This window comes from Pedobacter sp. D749, from assembly GCF_019317285.1.
In the GTDB taxonomy this organism is placed as follows: Bacteria; Bacteroidota; Bacteroidia; order Sphingobacteriales; family Sphingobacteriaceae; genus Pedobacter.
This window is the reverse complement of sequence record NZ_CP079218.1, coordinates 5,258,415-5,282,394: the sequence shown is the minus strand read 5'-3', so window position 1 is coordinate 5,282,394 and position 23,980 is coordinate 5,258,415. Positions and strand designations below refer to the sequence as shown.

Genomic DNA, 23,980 nt, shown 5'->3' with positions numbered 1-23,980 from the left:
GACGAATTGTTAATATTATTTATTCTTTCTCTAAATCTGCTGCACCTTTTTTAAATAATTCAGCTTGTTTGTCCAATTTTGCTTTTGCTTCTCCGCTTGCAGCAGCTGCCTGTTTCGCTTTGCCCTGTGCAGTTGCAGTATAAGCACCGGCCAATTGCTTGTTTAAATAGGCTTGTAATTTTAATCTTTCAATGGCCTTACTAATGTTCGTTATACCTTGCTCAGTAACCGCAGGGTTGGTGTTGGCTCTCAGATACTGAAAATACTGACCAACTACGCCAAAAACTTTAGTCCTATCGCCTGTAAGCATAATGTTATCGTAAAATGCCTGATAATCATCCTTTGGTTCGTTGATGTATAAGGATGCAATTGAAGGTGCAATATGTGCTCTTGTATCTTCATCTAACGATGCTATGGCTGGAATGGTTTCCTGCGGTGCCAGTTTGGCCAGGCCATCAATACCCGCAGCAATTACTTTGTACGATCTATCTTTCAAACTTTCCAACACTAAAGTTTTATAAGCCTGATCGCTGGTTGCAGCTAGTTTCACAATTGCAGCTGATCTTGCTTCGGTATTTTTATCTGTTTTGGCGATCTGAAGTAAAACCGGCAAAGCTGCTGCTTTAATCTGAGCATCTTCTAAGTTAATACCATCTATACTTAAAGCGCGTAAATCTGCAGATTTATCCTTTAAACCTTCTAACAACACCTGTTGACCGCTGTTGGCTTTGCTTTGCATAATGAATTGTAAGGCTTCAATTCTATTGGCATAACTTGGTGCATTTTTGTACTGGAAATAATAGTTTTCTGCGGTTTTATTGTCGTTGGTTTCGCCAACCAAAATTTTATCCACGTCAAAATCGATTAAATCGGGTTTGGAACTCACTTCAAAGCTAAAATTTTGCTCACGGCTATTAATCAGAATCTCTTTCCTGATTTTTTTACCTCCTGCGTAAATATCAATTTTTACAGGCAACGTAAAGGTCTGCACGCTCGAATCCTGTGTTTGTTTAACTTTAATTGTTGCCTTGCCGTTTTCGTAACCATAATCGATACTTAAAACCGGGTGACCACCATTGTAATACCATTGATTAAAATAAGGGCTCCAATCTTTTCCGGTAACATCTTCCATCGCTAAGCGCAATTGATGGGTTTCGCCGTTTTTAAAGGCATTGGTAGTGAGGTAACGGTTAAGCGATTTGTAGAAAGCCTCATCACCCATCTGATTTTTTAAGGCATACAAAATAATAGATCCTTTGGCATAGCTGATATTATCGAACATATCTTCCTTATCATTATAATAGAAGCGGGCTAAAACCGGGCTTTCGCCTTTTTTAGTCGAACCGAGGTAAGATTGTAGTTTTTCGTAACGCGATTTATCTTCCGCATCCTGACCTGCATCGTGCCCATGCCAGATTACCTCGCCAAAGGTGGCGAAAGATTCGTTCATGGTTAAGTTAGACCAAGATTCGGCCGTTACGTAATCGCCAAACCACTGGTGAAAAAGTTCGTGTGCAATTGTTCCTTCTTCATTTTCATCCAATAACTCCCTATCGGTTTTTTGTACCTGTTCGCCGTGCAAAGTAGCAGTAGTATTTTCCATCGCGCCTGAAACATAATCTCTTGCCACCACTTGTGCATATTTGTTCCATGGATAATCCACACCTAACAAATTGCTGTAAAACCGCATCATCTCAGGGGTTTTACCAAAAATCTGTTTGGCGTAAGGTGCGTATTTTGGCTCCAGGTAATAATTTACTTCCTTGCCTTTATAAGTATCTTTTGTGATTTTGAATTCGCCCACTGCCATCATAAACAAATATGGCGAATGTGGCAAATCCATTTTCCAGTTATCGGTTCTTGTTCCATCTGCATTGGCTTTCTGGCTCACCAATTTTCCGTTAGAAAGCGTTGTATATTTCGATTTTACGGTTATCGAAATCTCTTCGGTCGTTTTCTGATCAGGCTTATCAATAGTGGGAAACCATGCCGAAGATGATTCCGTTTCACCCTGTGTCCAGATCTGTGTTGGCTTATTTTTATCGGTACCATCCGGATTGATAAAATACAAACCTTTTGCATCGGTTATAGCCGCACTTCCTTTTACTTTTAATTCATCTGGTTTAGCGGTGTAGGCGATATACACCGTGTACTTTTCGGTATTGGTGTACTTTTTATTTAAGGTGATATACAGCTTATTATCTTTATAAACATATTTAAGCGGAGTATTTCCTTTTGCGCCAACCAATGCAACGGTTTTAATATCCATACCCTGTGCATCAAGGGTTAAAGAGTCTGTAGCATAAAAATGAGGTTTTAAAGTAACCCATTCTTTACCGTTCAGGTATCGCTTAGCATAATCAAAAGATACATCAAGTTTGGTATGTACCAGATCATTAACTTTGGTTGCAGTTACACGGTAAATATTTAAGTTGTTCGATTTTTCTGCAGGCTGTTCCTGTGCAAAAAGTGGATTAGCCATTAAGGCCGAAGCCAGCATCATACTACAGACAATAATTTTTTTATTCATTTTTATGTTGTTACGGTTAATACACTTTAAACAAGCTATTCGTGCCAAAGCTAAAACGCAAATGTAGTTCCCTTTCTTTTGTTTTTACAAACATTAAAAAATTTAATTGGTCGCTACAGGCTGCAAAATGTAACCTTTAAGCTGTAGCCCTTTTATTAAACCCTCGACACCTACTAAATGACCCGCTCCAACAGCTATAAACAACGACTGATTTTGCATTAAGGCAGGTAATTGATCTAACCATCTTTTATTCCGGTTTTTCAACAATTCGGTCATAAATTCTTTGGTTTCCTCATCCTGTATTTTGAAAAAATTGGTTAATTTATCGATATCCTGGGCAATATAATTAGTTTTCAGTTCCTCCATTTGTTGTATGCTTTTATCCGCTTCCCTAATTGATTTTAGCAATACTTTTTTTTGTTTTTGCAGATCGCTATCAAACAAAAGTGCACCCTGATATTCGGCAGTTTCCAAACCATATAATGACTTTCCGTTTTTCCTGGCATATTTCTGAAAACTGTCATCTATCCCTTCGCTTATACCATTTAAAATATCGGGACTTTCAAAAAGCACCATCATTATCGAGATCATTGCAGGTTTAAACTTATTCATCTGCTCTAGTTCAAAACCTGGTTGTTTGGTTTTAAAATAATCTTCGACCTCTTTAAATTCTGCCTTTGTTAATAAATGATCCAGCGTATTATCTTTCATTATTAAAAACGGGACCATTTTAGATTGCGTACTACTATCCATTACAATTTCGCCAACTACTGCATCAACCGATTTCAATTTTTCTTGTAAAACCTTCATGGTATCGGCAAATTTTGCACTGATTAAATGATAGGTGCCAAACAAATAGGAAGGCTTTTTTAATCCGTTACCGGAAATTTCCCACAGCAGGGTGTTAGTAGCCTTTTTAGTTTGTGCGTTAAGGCTGAGTGCCAACCCTAAAAGGGCGATGAGTAATAATTTAAAGTTTTTCATTGAATAGTAGCGTTGAGTAAAATTAGGGTAAGATATTAGAATTATGCTAAAGTTAAGCTACTGTAGGCCAGGAGAAAAATGCTCGTTCGTAAAATGTTGTTTTCGCAAATACAAATCCTTATTTTAGTCAAATATGAAAAAGGCGCTTTTATTCCTCATTACAATCTGCATCACTACTCTGGTTTCTGCGCAGCAATATGTTATTAATGCACAAATCACTGGTTTTGAAAGTGGAACTAAGTTTTACTTAAACGATCCGGAGCTTGATACCGACATTGATAGTGCCATCATCGAAAACAACGTTTTAAATTTCAAAGGCAAGCTTAGGAAAACGCCTCAATCGCTATGGGTAAAAACAACTGTAGCAAATGAGTTTTATTACTTTACCTTACTAATGGGAAATGAAAAAATTAATGTGAAGGGAGACATTAAGGATTTGCCTTTTGATCTGAAGATAACGGGATCAAAAACCCAGGATATGCATAATAAAATGATAAACTTGACTAAAGCAAGTATTAAGCAACGGAATAAATTAGTAGCAGACTACTTTGCCCTGACTGATGATAGCGCTAAATTAAAGGCTAAAGCAATATGGAAGGTTATTGGGAAAATAGATAGTACAGATAAGATTACGAGAATGAATTTTGTAAGGCAGAATTTAAATAGTTTTGAAGCGCTTGATGCTCTTTTTTATCTTAAAAATGATTTTCCAAGAGATACAATACGTAAATTTTATAATTCTCTTCATTCAGATTTTAAAAATACGTTATATGCAAAAAGAATTGATACGTATTTAAAGGTTGGAGAGATTATCGATAAAGGAGATAGTTTTTACAATTTTAATGCTTTCGATAAAGACGGGAAGAAACATTCTTTATCTGAAGTATCTGGCAAATATATATTACTAGATTTTTCATCTACATTCTGTGGCCCTTGTATTGCTTCTATTCCAGAGCTAAAGGAGATCTCTCAAAAACTCCGTGATAATCTATCAGTAGTCTCCTTTTCATGCGATGCCGGGAAAGAAACCTGGCTGAAAGGCTTAAATAGAGACCAAACAAAATGGCTAAGCCTCTGGGACGGGAAAGGATTTTATGGTGAAACAATCATCAAATATGGTATATCAGGTTACCCTACTTTTGTACTCATCAATCCACATGGAAAAATCGTCTCCAAATGGTCAGGCTATGAAGAGGGAGCGCTATTTAATAAAGTTCTTGGACAGATCTCTACAAAATCCAATTAACATTTTGTTTTGCACTTAAGCCTAAACCCAATGTAATGGGTAAAATAGAATCACAAATAATTTGATCTTTCTATTAAGTAAAGGTTTTAAACAAATTGCGATAAGATAAGTGCTAAACATACCTGCTTTCCTTTATTTTTTTGTTTTTTTGTGTAAATCGTTAGATATATGACTACAGATATTCAATCCATTTTAAATAAGTTGGGCGTAAAAGCGGTCAATTCAGCCTATAGTACAGGTAGCCATTGGGGAGGCGAATCGAATACAGATACACTAGAAAGTTTTTCTCCTGTTGATGGTAAACTGATTGCTTCGGCAAAAGTTGCAGGCAAAGCAGACTATGATGCGGTTGTTGTAAAGGCACAAGCAGCTTTTGCGGATTGGCGTACGGTTCCTGCTCCAAAAAGAGGCGAAATTATTCGCCAGTTTGGCGATGCTTTACGTGAGCATAAAGACGCCTTGGGTACTTTGGTTTCTTACGAAATGGGAAAAAGTTTACAGGAAGGATTTGGTGAAGTGCAGGAAATGATCGATATCTGCGATTTTGCAGTGGGTTTATCGAGGCAGCTTTATGGCTTAACGATGCATAGCGAACGCCCGAACCACCGTATGTACGAACAATGGCATCCATTGGGAATTGTAGGAATTATTTCCGCCTTTAATTTCCCTGTAGCCGTTTGGAGCTGGAACACTGCTTTGGCTTTGATTTGTGGTAATGTTTGCATCTGGAAACCTTCAGAAAAAACACCCTTAACCGCCATTGCCTGTCAACATATTATTGCAAAGGTTTTTAAAGATAACGATATCGCCGAAGGGGTTTGCAACCTGGTTTTAGGCGATAGGGAAGTTGGCGAACTCATGACAAATGATGGCCGTATTCCTTTAATTTCTGCCACCGGATCGACACGCATGGGCAAGGCAGTTGGAGCTGCTGTTGGGGCGCGGTTAGGAAAAAGCTTGTTGGAGCTTGGCGGTAATAATGCCATTATTATTTCAGAACATGCCGATTTAGACATGAGTTTAATTGGTGCTGTATTTGGTGCGGTTGGTACCGCAGGCCAGCGTTGCACTTCTACCAGAAGGTTAATTATCCACGAAAGCGTATATGATGCTTTTACCGCTAAACTGGTTAAAGCTTACGGACAGTTGCGTATTGGTGATCCTTTAGATCAAAATAACCACGTAGGCCCGCTAATTGATACCGATGCGGTTGCAGCCTACTTAGATTCGATTGCTAAATGTAAGGCCGAAGGCGGTACTTTTGTGGTAGAGGGCGGCGTTTTATCTGGTGATGCCTACACAAGCGGGTGTTATGTAAAGCCATGCATTGCGGAGGTTCAGAATGATTTCAAGATTGTTCAACACGAAACATTTGCGCCAATTTTATACTTAATTAAATACAAAACATTAGAGGACGCCATTGCCTTACAAAACGCTGTTCCCCAGGGATTATCTTCGGCCATTATGACCTTGAATTTAAGAGAGGCAGAGCAATTTTTATCGGCCAAAGGATCTGACTGTGGTATCGCAAATGTAAATATTGGTACTTCAGGCGCAGAAATTGGCGGTGCTTTTGGCGGCGAGAAAGAAACAGGTGGTGGTAGGGAAAGTGGCTCAGATGCCTGGAGAGCTTATATGCGCAGGCAAACCAATACCATCAATTATTCGAATACACTACCTTTAGCGCAGGGGATAAAATTTGATTTGTAAAGAAAATTCGTCATTGCGAGGAGGAACGACGAAGCAATCTATATTGGTTAGGATTTATAACTAGGGGTGTTCGAAACCTTCGTTAACAAAAAAGGCGCTGAACTAAAAATTCAGCGCCTTTGTGGTAAAATATATGATGGAGTTAGAATAGTTTTTCTAATAAAGAAACCTGTATGTCGTCATAACGGGATTTGTTGTTGGCCAAAAGAGATTTTCCTGTTAATCTGATACTACTTTCCAGCGCAGTAAAACCAGCCATGTTTATTCTGGATGCTACACCCATTACAGCTTGGTGTAAATCGGTAATCCCTTCTAATTTTAAGGATGTACCATCTTTAATATTTGTTGATAAATTAACAGTGTTGGCTTTAATATCTGCTGATGCCTCGTCATTTAAAACAATGTTTAGGTTTAACAGGTTGAAATTTCCGGCAGTACTTACACTTGCAGTATTTGAAGCTTCGATAGCAGTTAAGTTATTTACGCGGACGATTACGGTTAGGGTATTTTTATCAAAAGAGCTAACTCTAAGTTCTTCACCATGCTGTTGTACCAGAGCATTTTTGGTGTAATATTGATTATAAACCTCAACACTTTCTTTGGCATCCTGAACAAGGACCAGTTTTACGTTTCCGGAAACTACAATTTTGCTGATGTTTCTAACATTTGTTAATGCAGTGTAGCTGGCATTATTTTCTGTTGCGTGTGCTACAACTGTTGCGCTGCTTAAAGTAACCATTACCAATGCTGCTGCGAATAAATTTTTGATAGAAGTTTTCATGACGTTAATATTTTTATGTTTATAAATCTTTATTTTAAATCCCTAATTATTAGGTGGTTTTGTAATTAAGACCGCGGTATGGCAAAAACGTTTCAGCCAGTTATGGGCTATTATACCATGCGCATTTATTTATAGACGAACGCCGAATTAACCTATACGAAATCCTGCGTATTTTGGAAACATCGGCGAACAAAAAAAGGCCGGATTAATTAAAACCCGGCCTCCTGGAATAAAATTTAGCTTACAGTTTTTTAATGAGCAGATAAGTAGTAGTCTCGTTCCAAAAATAATCGTCACGATTATCATCGTAATAAGTACTTTCTAATGTGGTAAGCACAATGGTGTATTGGTATCCGTTAATATTCTTGGAAACAGTCATTAGCTTTGCCGGATATAGATAAGCCTGTTTTTTATCAATCGCCTTTAATTCTCCTTTTTGGTAGGCTTTTACCGCCTGATCGAACAGCGCTTTAAAATCGATATGTAATGACGGCTGATTGTTAATTGATAGTGAAACATTTAGGTTGCTTCTCTCTATTTTAAGATCTGCACCATTAAGGCGTATCGCATTTTCGTTGGGGTATTGATCAATTGGGATGAGGTAATCGTAGCCCTTAACATTCAAAACCTGGTTTTCGTCGTTCTGAAGTTTGATGTTTACACCCTCGTCGTATTTTCTTTCATCCCTAACCTTAAAAATAGCTAAAGCAGTAGCTACTTTTTTTTCTTTCATACTATAACGGTAAGTATCAGAGGTATCGATTTTCTGCTCTATTTTGCTCAGGTCTCTTTTGGTAAAAGACTGTAAAGTTTTTAACCCATGAGTATAGACCAGGTACCTGATTACCGCAGGTCGTTCTTTTATATCCTCTTTTTTCGTACTGCTCATTATCCTTTTTAAACGGCTCAACTGCGAGAACTTAGAAACTGAAAAAGCACTCTGCGGACCATATGTAGCCAAAAGCGAAATGATGCACAAGCTTATTGGGATAACTTTAATATTCTGTTTTTTACTGAAGAGAAAATAAATAGTTATACCTGCAAGCCACAGTGCCAGTGCCGTTAAAATATACCTGCTTTCGGTAATACCATAATGACCAACCCTTTTCCACACGGCGAGCAATAAAAGTACCACTAAGGGGATCAACATGACATAAAAGAATCTCGAAAATAATTTAATCCAATTATTTCCTGCTGTTTCTTTAACCGGATAAACCAACAGCAACGATAAAATACCGAATAGCCTAAAATCAGGCTCGATACCAGTCCTTTAGGCAATTGCCATTGTACTGCGATTTTAAGTTCGTAAATCAGTAAGATTGCCAGGTAAATGGTTACAAGTGGGATAAGCACAAACTGTGTAAATATTTTCAGGCCTCTTGGGTAACTTTGATCTTCTTCGAGCAATTTATAATCCGTAGGGATTCCTGCCAGAAAGAAAGTAGTATTAAACCCCGCACTAATAATGGCAAATAAAGTCATGTAAGTTTGCCATCTGATATCCGCATTAAATAATCCGTTAATGGCAACCAAGGCAATTGCTAAACCTGCATATAGCACGGCAGAGTAAAGCGCAGAAGTTAGAAACCTTAAAAAAAGTGCTTTGTTAAACTGCCAAAAACCATTCATTTTTTCATGACCGATAAATGGAGCAAATGCCACAAGCAAATGAATGGCAAAGGCAAATAGGAAAATACGGTAAAGATCTGCCGAATAGTTTGCAGGATCGAGGCTGAAATATAGTACTGCACATATCAGGATGCCTCCCAGGCGCAGCATCCATTTTTTTATTGGTAGATATTGGTTCCGTTCAGAAATTAAATCGAGAGCCAATAAAAGCGTAAGCGCCAGATTTAAAATAGCTATCGCCTTTATCAGGTGGCCTTCGAGTTTTTCATTTGGTTCCGAATGATATCGGTAATCTGAAATGTGGATGTAATAGCACCAGCAAATAGTTGCAGCAACGGCAAAAATAAATTGTAAGGGAAAACGCTTAATTACATTTACAAATCCATTATATAGCTGCTGGAGAGAGGGTAATTTCATCTAATTTTTTTATTAAAGATATAATCTTTTGTGCGTAATGGCTAAGTATCTGCTTTTAACTGTTAAAAAAGGTTAAACAATTACAAACAACTAATATATTAGTTAAATTCGGTAAACAAAACCAAATCCTATCTATGAAACCGCTGTTACTCTCATTGTTCTTTTTTATTTTTACCACTACTTACTCAAAAGCACAGGGCCTTCATACCATTAAGGGCCGAACGATTGATACTGCATCGACAACGCTTTTATCCGGAACCTCCATTGCCATTTTAAATGCAAAAGATTCTACTTTGGTAAAATTTACCCGGACAGCAGAAAATGGCTCATTCGAGCTTAACGGAATTAAAAACGGGAAGTTTATCTTATTAGTTTCTTATCCTAAGTATGCAGATTTTGTAGATCATTTTACGCTCGATTCTACTACTCAGGTTAAAGATTACGGAAAAATTAACCTTACCGGGATGGCCAAAATTCTCGCTGATGTAATTATTAAAGGAAACAGAACAGCCATAAAAATTAAAGGTGATACTACAGAGTTTGATCCAAAAGCATATAATATAGAACCCAATTCTAAAGTAGAGGATCTGATTAAACAGTTTCCGGGCTTCCAGGTAGATAAGGATGGGAAAATTACAGCTCAGGGCAAAAGCGTGCCGAAGGTATTGGTAGATGGTGAAGAATTTTTTGGCGACGACCCAACGCTGGTCACCAAAAACCTGAGAGCAGATATGGTAGAATCTGTTCAGCTTTATGATAAGGCGAGCGATCAGGCTAGTTTTACAGGCATTGATGATGGCGAAAAAACTAAAACGCTAAACATTAAACTCAAAGAAGATAAAAAGAACGGTTATTTCGGTAAAGTACAGGGTGGTTATGGCACTAAAGATTTTTACCAGGGACAAGGAATGTTTAATAAATTTTGGGGCAAAAAGAAATTTTCGGCCTACGGCATTTTAGGCAATAACGGAACGGTAGGTTTAGGCTGGGATGATAGGGATAAATATAGCGGCTCGAGTGGCTTAACGGTGAGTGATGATGGCGGAATGTATTTCAACTATAGCGGGGGCGATGATTTCGATTCGTATGATGGCCGGTACAATGGTCAGGGTTTGCCAATGGCCAGAACAGGTGGTTTGCATTTTGATAATAAATGGAATAAGGATAAAGAATCATTAAATACGAATTATAAAATTGGATCGATCAGGGTAAAAGGTAGCCGGAATTCGATCAGCCAGAATAATTTAGCATCAGGTTCGCAGTTTAGCACTTCAGATGAAGATTTTGATAACGACATGTTCAGGCAAAAACTAGATGCGACCTACGAAATAAAAATCGATACCACCTTAACCATGAAAGTGAGTGTAGATGGCGCTTTGAAAAAAAGCAATACTTCAAACCACTATAAAACGACTACAAATGGAGAAAATGACTATTTCTTAAATTCATCAGATAGAACGATCACCAACGAGGCGGACGACCAGAATTTCAACATGAATTTGTTGTTAACCAAAAAACTGAAGAAAAAAGGGCGTACATTATCTTTAAACCTTAACCAATCAATTAATAAAAACAGTTCTGAAGGCTATTTAAACTCTGAAAACAAAACACGTAATATAGAAACAGGAACAATATTGGATAGTCTTACCAACCAGTTAAAGGTAAACGATATCACAAACAATTCGTTTAAATTAAATGCAGCCTATACCGAACCGATCTCTAAAACCTTAACGGTGATTGTGAACTATGGTTTAACGTTGATGAATGGAAAATCAGACCGAAGATCGTTTAATCAATCAGGAAGTGGCAGATATGATATGCTGGATACACTATACAGTAACAATTTTGAACTGAACCAGACCATTAATCAGGGTGGTGCCATTTTCAATTATAAAAAGGGTAAAACGGTAATCAATTTTGGTTCGAAATTTAGCGGAGTAAACTTTAAACAGGATGATGTTTACCACAACAGAACATACACCAGAAACTTTATTAATTATATGCCACAAGCATCGTATCAGTATCGTTTTTCTCAACAGAAATCGCTCCGGATCAATTATGACGGGAATACCAACCAGCCTTCACTCGATCAGCTACAGCCGGTTAGGGTAAACAATGACCCTTTTAATGTAGTTAAAGGAAATCAGGATTTAAGGCCATCATTCAGAAGCAGTATTAATACAAATTTCAACTCTTATAAAGTGTTAACCAATCAATCCATTTGGTTAAGTGGTTCTTATAGTTTTACCTCAAACCCGATCATTAGTGATGTAAATACCGATGGTGCTGGTAAGAGTACTTACACTTATATCAATTTTTCGGATAAAATGCAGACAAACTTTTACCTGTACGGACAGATTGGTCGGAAAATTAAGTTTCTGGATATGAATGTAGGTTTAAATGTAGATGCAAATGGAAATTCTAACTACAACTACATCACTACTAACCAGAACAGGGTATTAAATAACACCAAAAACTATACTTTTGGTGGAGGTTTAAACGTTTCGAAATACAAAGAGAAAAAGTATAATTTTTATGTCCGTTTTGGTCCTACATATAATATTTCAAGGGTAAGCGTAGGCTCCAACAGTGATGGTATAGGATATACTGGATATTTCTACGGAAATGTACAGTTGCCAGCCAAATTCGAAATATCTTCGGACGGAGATTATCAGTATAACGGTAAAACACAGGTGCTTAACAAAAGTTTCGAACGTTTTATCTGGAATGCATCGCTGGGTAAAAAATTCTTTAAATCAGAAAGCTTAAAATTCTCTTTAACGGTGAACGATATTTTAAACCAAAATGTAGGATTCAACCGCATGGCAACCAATACCAGCATTAGCGAAACACGTAACACCACCATCCAACGGTATTTAATGTTCTCGGTATCATGGGACTTCAACAAAATGGGCGGCGGCATTAAAACACAGAAATAATCATGAAAACTACACTACAATATATCATCCTTTTTGCTGTGATTTTTATTAGCAGCGACCTTTTTGCACAGAATGTACACTTCGTACAAAATGGCATAATTGATTTTGAAAAGAGATCAAATATGTATGCTTTGATCCAAAAGAAAATCAATAAAGACAATGAAAGCTATCTGAATGAGGCTTTTGAGCAGTATAAAAAGAACAATCCCCAATTTAAGGCTGCCAAAAGCACTTTATATTTTACTAAAGATAAAAGTTTATACAAATGGCCAACGGTAGAAGAAACGGCAAACAATAACTGGTTGGCATCTGATGTGCTGGCGGACCTGAAAAATACCATTGCCACAAATTTTGATCAGCAAAGCAGTACCACACAAAAAAGCGTATATGAAGATACGTACCTGGTTAAAGACAGTATACGTAAAATCAACTGGAAAATTACCGACGAAACAAGAGAAATTGCAGGTTATGAATGTCGTAGGGCAAATGCCATTATTATGGATTCGGTTTACGTGGTGGCTTATTACAGTAATCAGATAGCCGTTTCCGGTGGTCCTGAATCTTTTACCGGATTACCGGGAATGATTTTAGGTTTGGCTTTACCACACGAAAATGTAACCTGGTTTGCAACTAAAGTTACAGAAGTTGCCGTTCCGGAGAAAGATTTAGCGCCGCCTACAAAAGGAAAGCCGACTGATAACAAAGGTTTAAAAGCAATATTACTTGGCGCGATGAAGAATTGGGGCGAATATGCGCATCCAATATATAAGGCTTTTTCACTTTAAACCATTGATTTCATTTTTATAATTATACCTATTTTAGCTGATCAATAGTACGAAAATGGTTAGCGCACTTTATAAACACATTAATAAATTTATTGATCTGAGCAGCGATGAACAGGAAATTCTTTCACCGTTTCTCAAATCTTTTCCTGTTAAAAAGAAAGCTTTTTTATTAGAACAAGGGCAAACCTGTAGGGCAAACTATTTCGTGGTAAAAGGCTGCTTAAGGCTTTATTTCATTGATATAAAAGGTGCTGAACAGACCACTCAATTTGCCATAGAAAACTGGTGGATTACCGATCTAACCAGCTTTCTTTTCCAGGAACAATCTGAATTTTATATCCAGGCGGCTGAAACTACTGAAGTTATCGCTATCGAACATCATCATTATGACGAGATGTTCCATAAACTCCCTAAGCTTGAAAGGTACTTCAGATTAATCCTGCAAAAAAATCACCAGGCATCACAACGGAGGATAAAATTCCTTTATAGTCAAACAGCTGAAGAAAGATACCGCCATTTTAACAGTTTATTCCCTGAATTTGTACAGCGTGTGCCGCAATACATGTTGGCTTCCTATTTGGGTTTTACTCCTGAATTTTTGAGTAAAATCAGGGCGAAGAAATAGTGGTTGTATTCTGCCACAGAGGCACATATTAACACGGAGGATTTTATTTGCGATGTGTTATCGGTTTTTCTGCGTCTCTGTAGATAAAAAATAACATAGATATCTAAGAGCCTGTTTAATTTTTATAACAAATAGAAATGGCCTTTTGCGGTCACACTGAGGGATAATTTATTGTATAAAAATGAATATTAAAGGCAGATCTTTTTGGCAAATGGTAGGCTGCGCGAAATCGTCATTCCCAACTCGATTGGGAATCGTAATGCAAGTACTTTAAGATTCCCGCCTGCGCGGGAATGACGGCCGTGCTAATGGATTTTGTCGATGATAGCGTAGTCGATTGCTTTATTAATACGTTGAAATAGTCTTTGACTACGCTCAGACTGACATACGAATTTAATTTTAAACAGCTTCTAACTTTACGAAAGTCTCTGTGCCTTTACAGTTAGAAAATTCATTTCTTAAACTACATTAAGTTTTTTCAGGATCGGGATTCGGAACTTTACATCGTAATCAAAAAACAAATAAAATGGAAAGTAGAATTGATATCCCAAAAGTAGAACCTGCAGCTTACCAGGCCATGTACGGTTTAGAGAAATATTTATCAACCAGCAAACTAGATCCAATTCTTTTAGAACTGATTAAAATGCGTGCGTCGCAAATTAACGGCTGTGCATTTTGTTTAAATATGCACTCAACAGATGCCCGTAAAATAGGGGAAACCGAACAACGTTTGTATTTATTAAATGCCTGGAGAGAAACAACCTTATTTACGGCACAAGAAGAAGCTGTTTTGGCTTTAACCGAAGAAGTAACCTTAATTAGCCACCATGTTTCTGATGCAACTTATCAAAAAGCGGCAAGCTTTTTTAATGAGCAGGAATTAGCACAGCTAATTATGGCTATAGTTACCATTAATGCCTGGAACAGACTGGCCATTACCGCTAAAGTAATGGTTGGATAATTAGATTCCTCTTTCAGCTTATCACAAAGACATGATAACACCTGGTTAATTTTTAAAATAACCTGGTAATTTGTGTCTTTGTGATTTAAAGTTGAACACTAAAAGGGGCAAATTTACAATACCCTTAATAACAATCCCTTTAAGTATTCTCCTTCCGGAAAAGAAATCCGAACCGGGTGGTCTTCCGGTTGGCAGAATTGTTTAATAATCTGTACTTCCTTGCCTGCATCAAGCGCTGCCCAAGCAATAATTTGTTTAAATGTTTCAATATCAACTGCCCCAGAACAAGAGAAAGTAGCCAATAAGCCCCCTTTTTCGAGCAATAGCATCCCTAAACGGTTTAAATCTTTGTAGGCTCTGGCAGCACGGTCTAATGCAGAACGCGATGGCGCATATTTAGGTGGATCAAGCACAATTACATCAAATAATTCTCCTGAATCTTTAAATGCACGCAATTGTTTGTTCACATCTGATTGGATGGTCGTAACTTTATTTACATCAAATTTGTTTAAAGCCACATTTTGCTTCAACGTCTCTACGGCCAAACCAGAACTATCAACACTGGTAATACTTGCCGCATCATTTGCCAAACTGTTTAGACTAAAACCTCCGCTGTAGCTAAAGCAATCCAAAACTTTTTTACCTTTTGTATAACTGGCTAAAATACTTCTGTTATCCCGCTGATCACAATAAAAGCCTGATTTCTGGCCTTCAGCAATATTGATATGATAAATAATGCCATTTTCTTTTACCTCCAAAAATTCTGGCGGATTTTCACCCCAAAGTAATCCATTTTCAATAGGTAAACCTTCGTGGGTACGTGCGGTTGCATCACTTTTATCGAATATCCCTCTGGGTTTTAATTCTGCTTTTAGTATTTCTACAATCTCTGTTTTAACCTTTTCAATTCCGGAACTTAAAATCTGAAGAGAAAGAAAATCAGCATATTGATCAACAATTAAACCCGGTAGAAAATCAGCTTCACTAAAAACTAAACGACAGGTATTGGTCTGTTCGCTTAAAATAAATTGACGTGAAGCAATGGCTTGTTGTAACCTGTTCTGGTACCAATTGTGATCAATCGTTTGTGTTTCGTCCCATTCTAACAAGCGAACAGCAACACGCGAATTGCTATTGAAATATCCATAGGCCAGAAATTCATTATCGAAAGCAAAAACTTTGACTACATCACCATCTTCAGGCTTTCCCTTAACTTTTTCTAATGCGCCGGAAAATACCCATGGATGTCTTTGTAATGCCGCTTTTTCTTTGCCCTTTTTTAATGTAATTTCTACCATAGCGCAAAGGTAATAATTAGTTTGGAGAGTAGCGTTCGGCGCTTAGCGATAAGCGTTTCATACGAAGCGCATATCAGAACGTCTGTTAAATCGGAGTGCTTATTTGAACGTAGTGTTAAACGCTAACCGCCACAAGCTTATCGCCTGTCAATGAACGCCTTGCGCCACACTAAACCGCTTGGCGCTCAGCGCTTCTTCACCAGTTCCGTATCTAAAACCTTGGTTTCGAACTCGGTAACGGGCCTTTTAGCTTCGATCATCGAAATCAATAATTCTGTGGCCACCTGCCCCATTTCGAATGCAGGCTGTTTAACTGAAGTTAAGGATGGTGAGAACAACTCGACGAGATTAGAATTGGTAAAACCTGCAATCGCAATTTTATGTGCCACTTCAGGATTGGTTTTCTTCAGGGCCATAATGCAACCTGTGGTTAAACGATCGCTCGAGATAAAAATCCCATCGGGCTTAAGTGGCAAAAGTTCTTTCACCGCTTCTTCCAGTTCTTCACTGTGCATACCGCCATGCTGGCAATATTTCACCAGTTCGGGCCTAAATTCGATATGATATTTAATCAAAGCCGCTTTATAACCTGCTAACCTTTCTTTCGTTATTGAAAGGTTTTCTGAATTCGTTAAATGGGCAATGGTTCTTTTTCCTGATAAAATAAGATGTTCTGTGGCATCGAAAGCGCCCTTAAAGTTATTGGCAATTACTTTATGGGTTTCAAAATCTTCGGGCACGCGATCAAAAAATACAATTGGTAAACCCTTTGCATATAAATGCCTTAAATAATCAATGTCCTGTGTTTCCGAAGAAAGTGCAATTAATAAACCATCAATAGAACGAGATGCCAGGTGTTCAACGTTTAGTTTTTCCTGCTTGTACGATTCGTGGCTTTGAGAAATAATAACATGGTAATCTTTATCGTAGGCGATTGATTCAATGCCATTTATCACCTGAGAAAAAAAGTTGTTGGCAATTTCACTTACAATAATGCCAATCGAATAGCTACGGCGTTCCTTTAAACTTCTGGCAATCGGATTGGCACGATAATTTACCTTTTCGGCATAGGCTAAAACCAGCTTTTTAGTTTCCTCACTAATTTCGTAACGGTCTCTTAAAGCCCGGGAAACCGTAGATGTAGACAGCCCTAATGCTTTAGCAATATCTTTTATGGTAGATGTTTCAAATCTCATGTATTGCGTACAAGTTACAAAAAATATCTCATGGTTGATTTACTCAGTAATATTAATAAACGTTAAGATAACGTTTTTGGGAACGTTTGCACACTTTTTTAGTTAAATCTGGTTTCAATTGCTTTTTAGTTTGTAAAATTGTTAAGTAAAAGTAACCAAATATAAACAAACAATAACGCTCCGAAATAGAATTATATTCTATGTGCAAGCGATTGCACTATCTTAAAAAACCAAATCTTATCTACTAAATTAATAATTATGAGCAGAGTTTTACTCTTATTTACATTTCTCTCCTTTATCGGATTATCATTGGCTCAAGCACAAAACCGGCAGCTTACCGGAACGGTGAAAGACAAAAAAGACGGCCAGACGCTGATTGGCGTGAGTGTTGCCCTTGCTGGCACGAAAAATGGAACCAGTACCGATGCGAATGGTATATTCAAGATCAGTATCCCGGCAAACGGTGCGGTTTTAACTTTTACCTACATTGGTTATAAAACCAAAAATGTTACAGTAACAAACGAAACAAAACTATCAGTTACTTTAGATGAGGATGCCAACAATCTTGAAGAGGTAACTGTTAACGTTGGCTACGGCACAGTACGTAAAAAAGATTTAACCGGCGCTGTTGGTTCTGTAGGAGCTGATGTAATTGCTGCGGCCCCGGTATCCTCTGCACTAGAGGCCATTCAGGGCCGGGTAGCTGGGATTAATATTTCATCGTCAGAAGGCTCGCCGGATGCACAGATTAACGTAAGGGTAAGAGGGGGCGGTTCTATTACCGGCGACAACTCGCCGCTTTATATTGTTGATGGGTTCCCGGTAACTTCTATTGCCGATATTGCTCCTCAGGATATCGAATCAATAGATGTATTAAAAGATGCCTCATCAACTGCCATTTATGGGGCAAGGGGCGCTAACGGGGTAATACTTGTTACAACCAAAAACAGTAAAGATGGAAAAACGAATATCACCTATAATGTTTTTGGTGGCACCAGAAAAGTAGCGAAGAAACTGGATGTGTTATCGGCATCTGATTACGTGCACTGGCAATATGAGCGTGCGCTTTTAGATGGCTCAATAACAGATTATACTCAGTATTTTGGAAATTATCAGGATATAGATCTGTATAATAATATTGCGGAAAATGACTGGCAAGATCTTTCTTTTGGTCGTACAGGAACAACCTTTAACCAGAATTTAAGCATTACTGGCGGAAGCGACAAAACCAAATACAGCCTGAGCCACAGTTTCGTAAGCGACAAAGCTATTATGCAGATGTCTGATTTTAAAAGACAGAACATCAACTTTAAATTAACCCATAAGTTATACAGTTCGCTGGCTTTAGATTTTGGTTTCCGCTATGCCGATACCAAGACCAATGGTGGTGGTACGAACGAGCAGAATGAAAAATCATCAGCCGATTCGCGCTTAAAATATGCGATCCTATACCCACCCTTTCCGGTACCAGGCCTAACAGCATCAACAGAGACCAATGATGAATTTAACTTATACAACCCACTGGTTGCCATTTCGGATAACGACCAGTATGCGCACCGTAAAGCCTATAATATTAACGGAGCAGCAACTTATGAAATCATCGATAACTTAAAACTTCGGTCTGAAGTAGGTTACGACGGGCTCAGGAATGATCAGGATCGCTTTTATGGCATTACCACTTACTATGTAAAAAACCTTGCCGATTATCCCAACCTGCCTACACTTAATTCGATGAACAGCACTAGAAATAGTTTTAGGAATACGAATACACTTAATTATAGCTTTAATAAAATCCTCGGCCAAAACCACAACCTTAATGTTTTATTGGGTCAGGAATTTATCAAAACGGAGCAGAACACCTTAACGACTGAAGTTCATGGTTTTCCAAAAACATTTGGATTTGAGCAGACAAGGGTATTAACCACTCAGGGTAAAGCCGCTATAATAGATAACAATTTCCAGCCAGATGATAAATTGTTTTCTTTTTTCGGTAGGGCTAATTACGACTACAAAGGCAAATATTTATTAAGCGCGACATTCAGGGCCGATGGCTCTTCTAAATTTTCTGCCGTAAACCACTGGGGTTATTTTCCTTCAGTTTCTGCCGGCTGGAGAATCTCTCAGGAAGATTTCATGAAGGATACAAAATCCTGGTTAACCGATTTAAAATTAAGGGGAAGTTATGGTGCTGCAGGTAACAACAATATCCCTGCCGGCCAGATTACACAATCGTTTATGAATTTTAACACCACCTGGATAAATGGTTTCAATAACTACTGGGCGGCATCTAAAATCATGGCAAATCCTGATTTAAAATGGGAAACAACAGTAACACGGAACATCGGACTGGATTTTTCTTTATTTAATTCGAAAGTTACGGGTACAATTGATGCCTACTTAAATAAAACAAAAGACCTCCTGATCTTATTCCCGGTTGGGGGTACAGGATATGATGCGCAATACCGTAACCTTGGTCAAACGCAGAACAAAGGTTTAGAATTTTCTGTAAACTGGAATGCAATAAAAGAAAAGAATTTCGATCTAACGGTCAATGCAAACATCAGCTTTAACCGCAACAAGGTAATCTCTTTAGGTTCTGTTAAAAACATTAATGGTACTTCGGGATGGGCATCAACAGAAGTTGGTGTAGATTACCTGGTGGAAGAAGGCGCATCAATTGGCCGTATTTACGGATATAAAAGCGCTGGCAGATACGAAGTTTCTGATTTTACAGGTTACGACGCTACAAGCGGGAAATGGACATTAAAGCCAGGTGTAGTTGATGCGACTTCATTTGTAGGCACAGTACGCCCTGGTACAATGAAAATAGAAGATATTTCCGGAGATGGAAAGATTGATTTATCCGACCGGTCTATTATCGGCAATACCAACCCGTTAAATACTGGTGGTTTCTCTCTTAATTCGAGAATTTACAATTTTGACCTTGGTGCATATTTTAACTGGAGTTATGGAAACGATGTTTACAATGCAAATAAAATCGAATATACCTCTACCAGTAAATACGCTTCAAGAAATCTGATTTCGGTTATGGAGAGCGGACAACGCTGGACAAATTTAAAGGCAGATGGAACAATCAGTAACGACCCCGCCGAATTAACAGCAATGAATGCAAACACCACTTTATGGTCGCCATATACCAAAACCTTTGTACTAAGTGACTGGGCTGTAGAAGATGGATCGTTTTTAAGGTTATCGACCCTGACCCTTGGATATACCTTACCTGAAAAAATATCAAGTAAACTGAAAATGAAAAAATTAAGGTTTTATGCTTCTGCTTATAACCTATGGTTATGGACCAATTACAGTGGTTTCGACCCAGAGGTTTCTACCAGACGGAATACACCGCTTACACCTGGAGTTGATTACTCTGCGTACCCAAGAAGTAAATCTTTCGTATTCGGATTAAACGTTAATTTCTAGAAGACCATTCAATTTTAAGAAAATGAAAAAAATTATATATGCGCTATTCATTATTACAGGGATAACACTTGTAAATAGCTGTAAAAAAACGTTAGATGCACCATCAAAATCTTCGCTGGATGAGTCTGTTATTTTTTCTACCCCTAGCTTAGCAGAAGGTTCAATAGCGGGTATATTACAATCATTTGGAGAAACCAATTCATACAGAGGACGTTTTTTAGTCTACTATGGACTTAACAACGATACAGAAGTATACAACACCTTAAAAGCGGTTGATGATGACAAAGCAAAACTGTCTAACTACAACTGTAATGTGAACAATAGCCAAATGAATACCACAGATAATGCATGGGCTAAATTTTACGAAGCTATTGAAAGGGCTAACCTGGCCATAAGGGGAATTAGAACTTATGGCAATATAGAAAGTAACCCGGCAATGGCGCAGATCCTTGGTGAAATTTTAACATTAAGAGCTGTTATATACAACGACCTTATAAAAGGCTGGGGCGATGTGCCTGCTCGTTTTGAGCCCATTTCCACTGCAACATCGTATTTGCCAAGAAACGATAGAGATGTAATTTATAAACAATTGTTAGCCGATTTAAATGAAGCAGCAGGTTACCTGCCTTGGCCTGGCGAAAATACCACAACAGCTAAAGTAGAGCGCGTAAACAAAGCTTTTGCAAAAGGCTTAAGAGCACGTTTGGCACTGGCCGCAGGTGGTTATGCACAACGCCTGGATGGAACAATAAAATTAAGTTCCGATCCGGAATTATCACACGATAAAATGTATGCCATTGCCAAAAAAGAATGCCTGGAAATTATTGCAAGTGGTAAATTAAGATTGCTTGGATTTGAAGAAGTTTTCAGAAAACTGAACGAGGAAACCGGTACAGCCGGTTTAGAATCAATGTGGGAAATTCCCTTTAGTGATGGCCGTGGCCGCGTAATTTTTGATCTTGGCGTAAAGCACATCAAAACAGACCAGTACACCGGTCAGAACAAAGGCGGAACAGATGGACCAAACCCGATTATGCTGTACGAATATGAAAATGAAGATGTACGCAGGGATGTAACGGTTGTACCTTATGAGTGGGATGGCGGCGATGGAACCAAAGGTGCAGCGCAGGTACCATCGGCACTTGGCCGTTTATACTTTGGCAAATACCGTTACGAGTGGATGAAAAGAAGGGTAACTTCTACCAACGATGATGGATTAAACTGGATGTATATGCGTTATGCCGATGTAATTTTAATGGCAGCAGAAGCGGTTAATGATATCGACGGTCCAGCTGCTGCAGCCCCATATTTAAAAATGATCCGCGATAGGGCTTTCCCTACAGCGCCTGCAAAGGTTACTGCTTTTATGGCTACAGCTACAGCGTCCAAAACTGCATTTTTCGATGCTGTTGTAAACGAAAGAGCCCTGGAATTTACAGGAGAAATGCTTAGGAAAAGTGACCTGATCCGCTGGAATTTACTGGGCACGAAACTGGCTGAAGCCAAAACTAAATTACAGCAACTGGAAAACAGGCAGGGTAAGTACGCCGCTTTACCTGCTAAAATTTATTACAAAACAGCGGCCAATGGCGAAACTGTAGAAATTTATGGTTTAAAATTCGGTGATACCGATGCGCAGGGTCTTGCTTTAGGCTACACTTCAAATAAAGCCTGGACAATGGTTACAACCGGTGAAACTGTTTCTTACTGGAATGCGCTTTACACCAAAGACCCTAACATGCAGCAATATTGGCCTATATGGCAGGTATTTTTAGATTCATCTAACGGAATGTTAAACAATAAAAATTTGGGCTTATAAACTTATTGGTAATGAAAAGAAATAATATATATATCATCATTTTCTTTCTGATGACCTTAATTGGGTTCTCAGGATGTAAAGATAATGAGCTTGAAGAAGTGACTAAACTACAGGTTGACCGGGTTTTTTCGAGCCCAGGTTTAACGGCAACTATAGTAAATAAAACCGGGGTTAAATTAACATGGAACGCCGTACCAAATGCTACTTCTTATACCATTGAGGTATACGATAATGCCGATTTTACCGGCACACCTGTAAAATCAATTGCCAGTGTTACTGTGGCTCAATTACCCTATACCGTAACCGGATTAATAGGTGATACGCAATATTCAATTAGGGTAAAAGGCGTTGCACAGGGTGTTGCAGATTCCAAATGGGTTAGCACTTCTGTAAAAACAGAACCCGAACAGATTTTTCAAGATATTTTACCAGCTAAACTAACTTCGAGAACAGTTACCTTAAATTGGCCAGTCGGTGAAAATGCCACTACAATATCGATTAATCCAGGTAATATTACACGCCCTGTTACCCCTGCAGAAGTTCTTGCAGGCGAAGTAATATTAACAGGTTTAAGTCCAAAAGTATCCTATACCGTAACCTTATTTTTAGGTTCAACAATTAGAGGAACAAAAACCTTTACTACTCCAGCTGAATTGCCCACAGGAGCTGATGTTGTGATTTTATCTGCAACTGATGATTTGGCAGCAATGATAACCGCCGCTACAAAAAGCACAAGATTTGTAATTTTGGAAGGCACAAAATATAACGCCGATGTTGCCTTTACATTACCAGCCGGAATAGATATCAGTATAATTGGTGAGGTTGCTACAGTTAAACCCATTATCTCTTTTACGCAGATTATTTTACCTACAATGGGCGGGAAACTGCGCTTTGAAAATGTAGACATCACAGCTTATGCAAAAGGCGATGAAACAACAACCAGACGTCAATACCTAATTAATCAAAGTCTCGCCACCAACATGGATGAAGTGTCTTTCGAAAATTGTAATATCAGGCATTTTGTTAACTCGCCTCTTCGTATTCAAAGCACAAATGCAATTACAATCAATAAAGTTATTGTAAACAACTGCATAATTGATAATATTAGTATAGCCGACGCTGGCCCGGGGGTTGGTAACTATGCTTTTATTAACTCAAATGTAGCTACTGGTAAAATCAATAATATTACCTTAACCAATAATACCTTTTCAAATATCGGCTTTGGCTTGATTTTGCATAATGCAGCACCATCCCTTAGCGTGGCCATAGAAAACAACACTTTTTACAATGTAGTTGGAGATGGCAGGTATTTTATTGATTATAATGCGCAAACCATTTCAGGTGGATTCTCGTTCAAGAATAACATAATTACCAAAACAATATCACCAGCAGCAACTGCAAGAGGCATAAGATCTGCAACAGCCCCGACTGTGACAAATAGTTACCAAACCTCAGATGTGGTATTTACAGCTAATGCGATTCCTGGTATTACAGCTTATGCCGGAACGAGTGCTACATTATTGACAGCTCCAACAACTAAGAACTTCAAAATAAAAGACGATGGTTTTGTGGGGAAATCAACCTCTGGCGACCCTAGATGGAGATTGTAATTTTATTAA

At 38.2% G+C, this 23,980-nt stretch carries 16 protein-coding genes; 9 read left to right on the top strand and 7 right to left on the bottom strand.

Annotation, left to right across the window (positions count from 1 at the left end; genetic code table 11):
- Positions 1–19: 19 nt before the first annotated feature.
- Together KYH19_RS21665 and KYH19_RS21660 are read right to left on the bottom strand one after the other, a co-directional pair.
- Positions 20–2,530, bottom strand: a complete 2,511-nt coding sequence (locus KYH19_RS21665) for a M1 family metallopeptidase (RefSeq protein ID WP_219076733.1) — start codon at positions 2,528–2,530, stop codon at positions 20–22.
- Between the two features lie 102 nt (positions 2,531–2,632).
- Entirely contained in the window at positions 2,633–3,514 is an 882-nt protein-coding gene (locus KYH19_RS21660) for a TraB/GumN family protein (protein WP_219076731.1), read from the bottom strand.
- A 133-nt stretch (positions 3,515–3,647) separates the two neighbouring features.
- Between KYH19_RS21660 and KYH19_RS21655 the strand changes: the two genes are divergently transcribed.
- Both KYH19_RS21655 and KYH19_RS21650 read left to right on the top strand, forming a co-directional pair.
- Positions 3,648–4,760 carry a TlpA disulfide reductase family protein gene (locus KYH19_RS21655; protein ID WP_219076729.1) on the top strand — a complete coding sequence of 371 codons (1,113 nt, stop codon included), beginning with the start codon at positions 3,648–3,650 and terminating at the stop codon, positions 4,758–4,760.
- A 168-nt stretch (positions 4,761–4,928) separates the two neighbouring features.
- A complete protein-coding gene (locus tag KYH19_RS21650) occupies positions 4,929–6,470 on the top strand; it encodes an aldehyde dehydrogenase family protein (protein WP_219076727.1) in 1,542 nt (513 codons plus the stop codon).
- Between the two features lie 142 nt (positions 6,471–6,612).
- Here KYH19_RS21650 and KYH19_RS21645 read toward each other — a convergent pair whose 3' ends face one another.
- The 3 genes from KYH19_RS21645 to KYH19_RS24250 form a co-directional block, all read right to left on the bottom strand.
- Complete coding sequence (locus KYH19_RS21645; RefSeq protein ID WP_219076725.1) at positions 6,613–7,251, bottom strand: GIN domain-containing protein; 639 nt, start codon at positions 7,249–7,251, stop codon at positions 6,613–6,615.
- Between the two features lie 241 nt (positions 7,252–7,492).
- The gene (locus KYH19_RS24255; RefSeq protein ID WP_255562641.1) at positions 7,493–8,470 is read right to left on the bottom strand and encodes a DUF4153 domain-containing protein; all 978 of its coding nucleotides are present in this window, start codon (positions 8,468–8,470) and stop codon (positions 7,493–7,495) included.
- Entirely contained in the window at positions 8,395–9,297 is a 903-nt protein-coding gene (locus tag KYH19_RS24250; protein WP_255562491.1) for a DUF4153 domain-containing protein, read from the bottom strand. Before KYH19_RS24250 ends, KYH19_RS24255 begins: the two co-directional genes overlap by 76 nt.
- 134 nt (positions 9,298–9,431) lie before the next feature.
- On the opposite strand from KYH19_RS24250, the gene KYH19_RS21635 reads away from it, so the two are divergent.
- The 4 genes from KYH19_RS21635 (at position 9,432) to KYH19_RS21620 (ending at position 14,607) form a co-directional block, all read left to right on the top strand.
- Positions 9,432–12,236 (top strand): TonB-dependent receptor, encoded by a 2,805-nt coding sequence (locus KYH19_RS21635; RefSeq protein WP_255562490.1) that lies wholly within the window; start codon positions 9,432–9,434, stop codon positions 12,234–12,236.
- A gap of 2 nt (positions 12,237–12,238) precedes the next feature.
- Positions 12,239–13,021, top strand: a complete 783-nt coding sequence (locus KYH19_RS21630) for a GLPGLI family protein (RefSeq protein WP_219076723.1) — start codon at positions 12,239–12,241, stop codon at positions 13,019–13,021.
- Between the two features lie 55 nt (positions 13,022–13,076).
- Positions 13,077–13,646, top strand: coding sequence for a Crp/Fnr family transcriptional regulator (locus KYH19_RS21625; protein WP_219076722.1), 570 nt, complete (start codon positions 13,077–13,079; stop codon positions 13,644–13,646).
- Positions 13,647–14,172: 526 nt separating this feature from the next.
- Complete coding sequence (locus KYH19_RS21620) at positions 14,173–14,607, top strand: carboxymuconolactone decarboxylase family protein (protein ID WP_131526332.1); 435 nt, start codon at positions 14,173–14,175, stop codon at positions 14,605–14,607.
- Positions 14,608–14,720: 113 nt separating this feature from the next.
- Here KYH19_RS21620 and KYH19_RS21615 read toward each other — a convergent pair whose 3' ends face one another.
- Both KYH19_RS21615 and KYH19_RS21610 read right to left on the bottom strand, forming a co-directional pair.
- Complete coding sequence (locus KYH19_RS21615; protein WP_219076720.1) at positions 14,721–15,905, bottom strand: class I SAM-dependent rRNA methyltransferase; 1,185 nt, start codon at positions 15,903–15,905, stop codon at positions 14,721–14,723.
- 185 nt (positions 15,906–16,090) lie between these two features.
- Positions 16,091–17,101, bottom strand: coding sequence for a LacI family DNA-binding transcriptional regulator (locus tag KYH19_RS21610; protein WP_219076718.1), 1,011 nt, complete (start codon positions 17,099–17,101; stop codon positions 16,091–16,093).
- Positions 17,102–17,359: 258 nt separating this feature from the next.
- Here KYH19_RS21610 and KYH19_RS21605 point away from each other — a divergent pair, with 258 nt between their 5' ends.
- Genes KYH19_RS21605 through KYH19_RS21595 form a run of 3 tightly spaced genes read left to right on the top strand, consistent with a single transcriptional unit; the run spans position 17,360 to position 23,971 of the window.
- Complete coding sequence (locus tag KYH19_RS21605; RefSeq protein WP_219076716.1) at positions 17,360–20,542, top strand: TonB-dependent receptor; 3,183 nt, start codon at positions 17,360–17,362, stop codon at positions 20,540–20,542.
- 22 nt (positions 20,543–20,564) lie between these two features.
- The gene (locus KYH19_RS21600; RefSeq protein WP_219076714.1) at positions 20,565–22,361 is read left to right on the top strand and encodes a RagB/SusD family nutrient uptake outer membrane protein; all 1,797 of its coding nucleotides are present in this window, start codon (positions 20,565–20,567) and stop codon (positions 22,359–22,361) included.
- An 11-nt stretch (positions 22,362–22,372) separates the two neighbouring features.
- A complete protein-coding gene (locus KYH19_RS21595; protein ID WP_193419249.1) occupies positions 22,373–23,971 on the top strand; it encodes a DUF5123 domain-containing protein in 1,599 nt (532 codons plus the stop codon).
- The last annotated feature ends 9 nt before the right edge of the window (positions 23,972–23,980 follow it).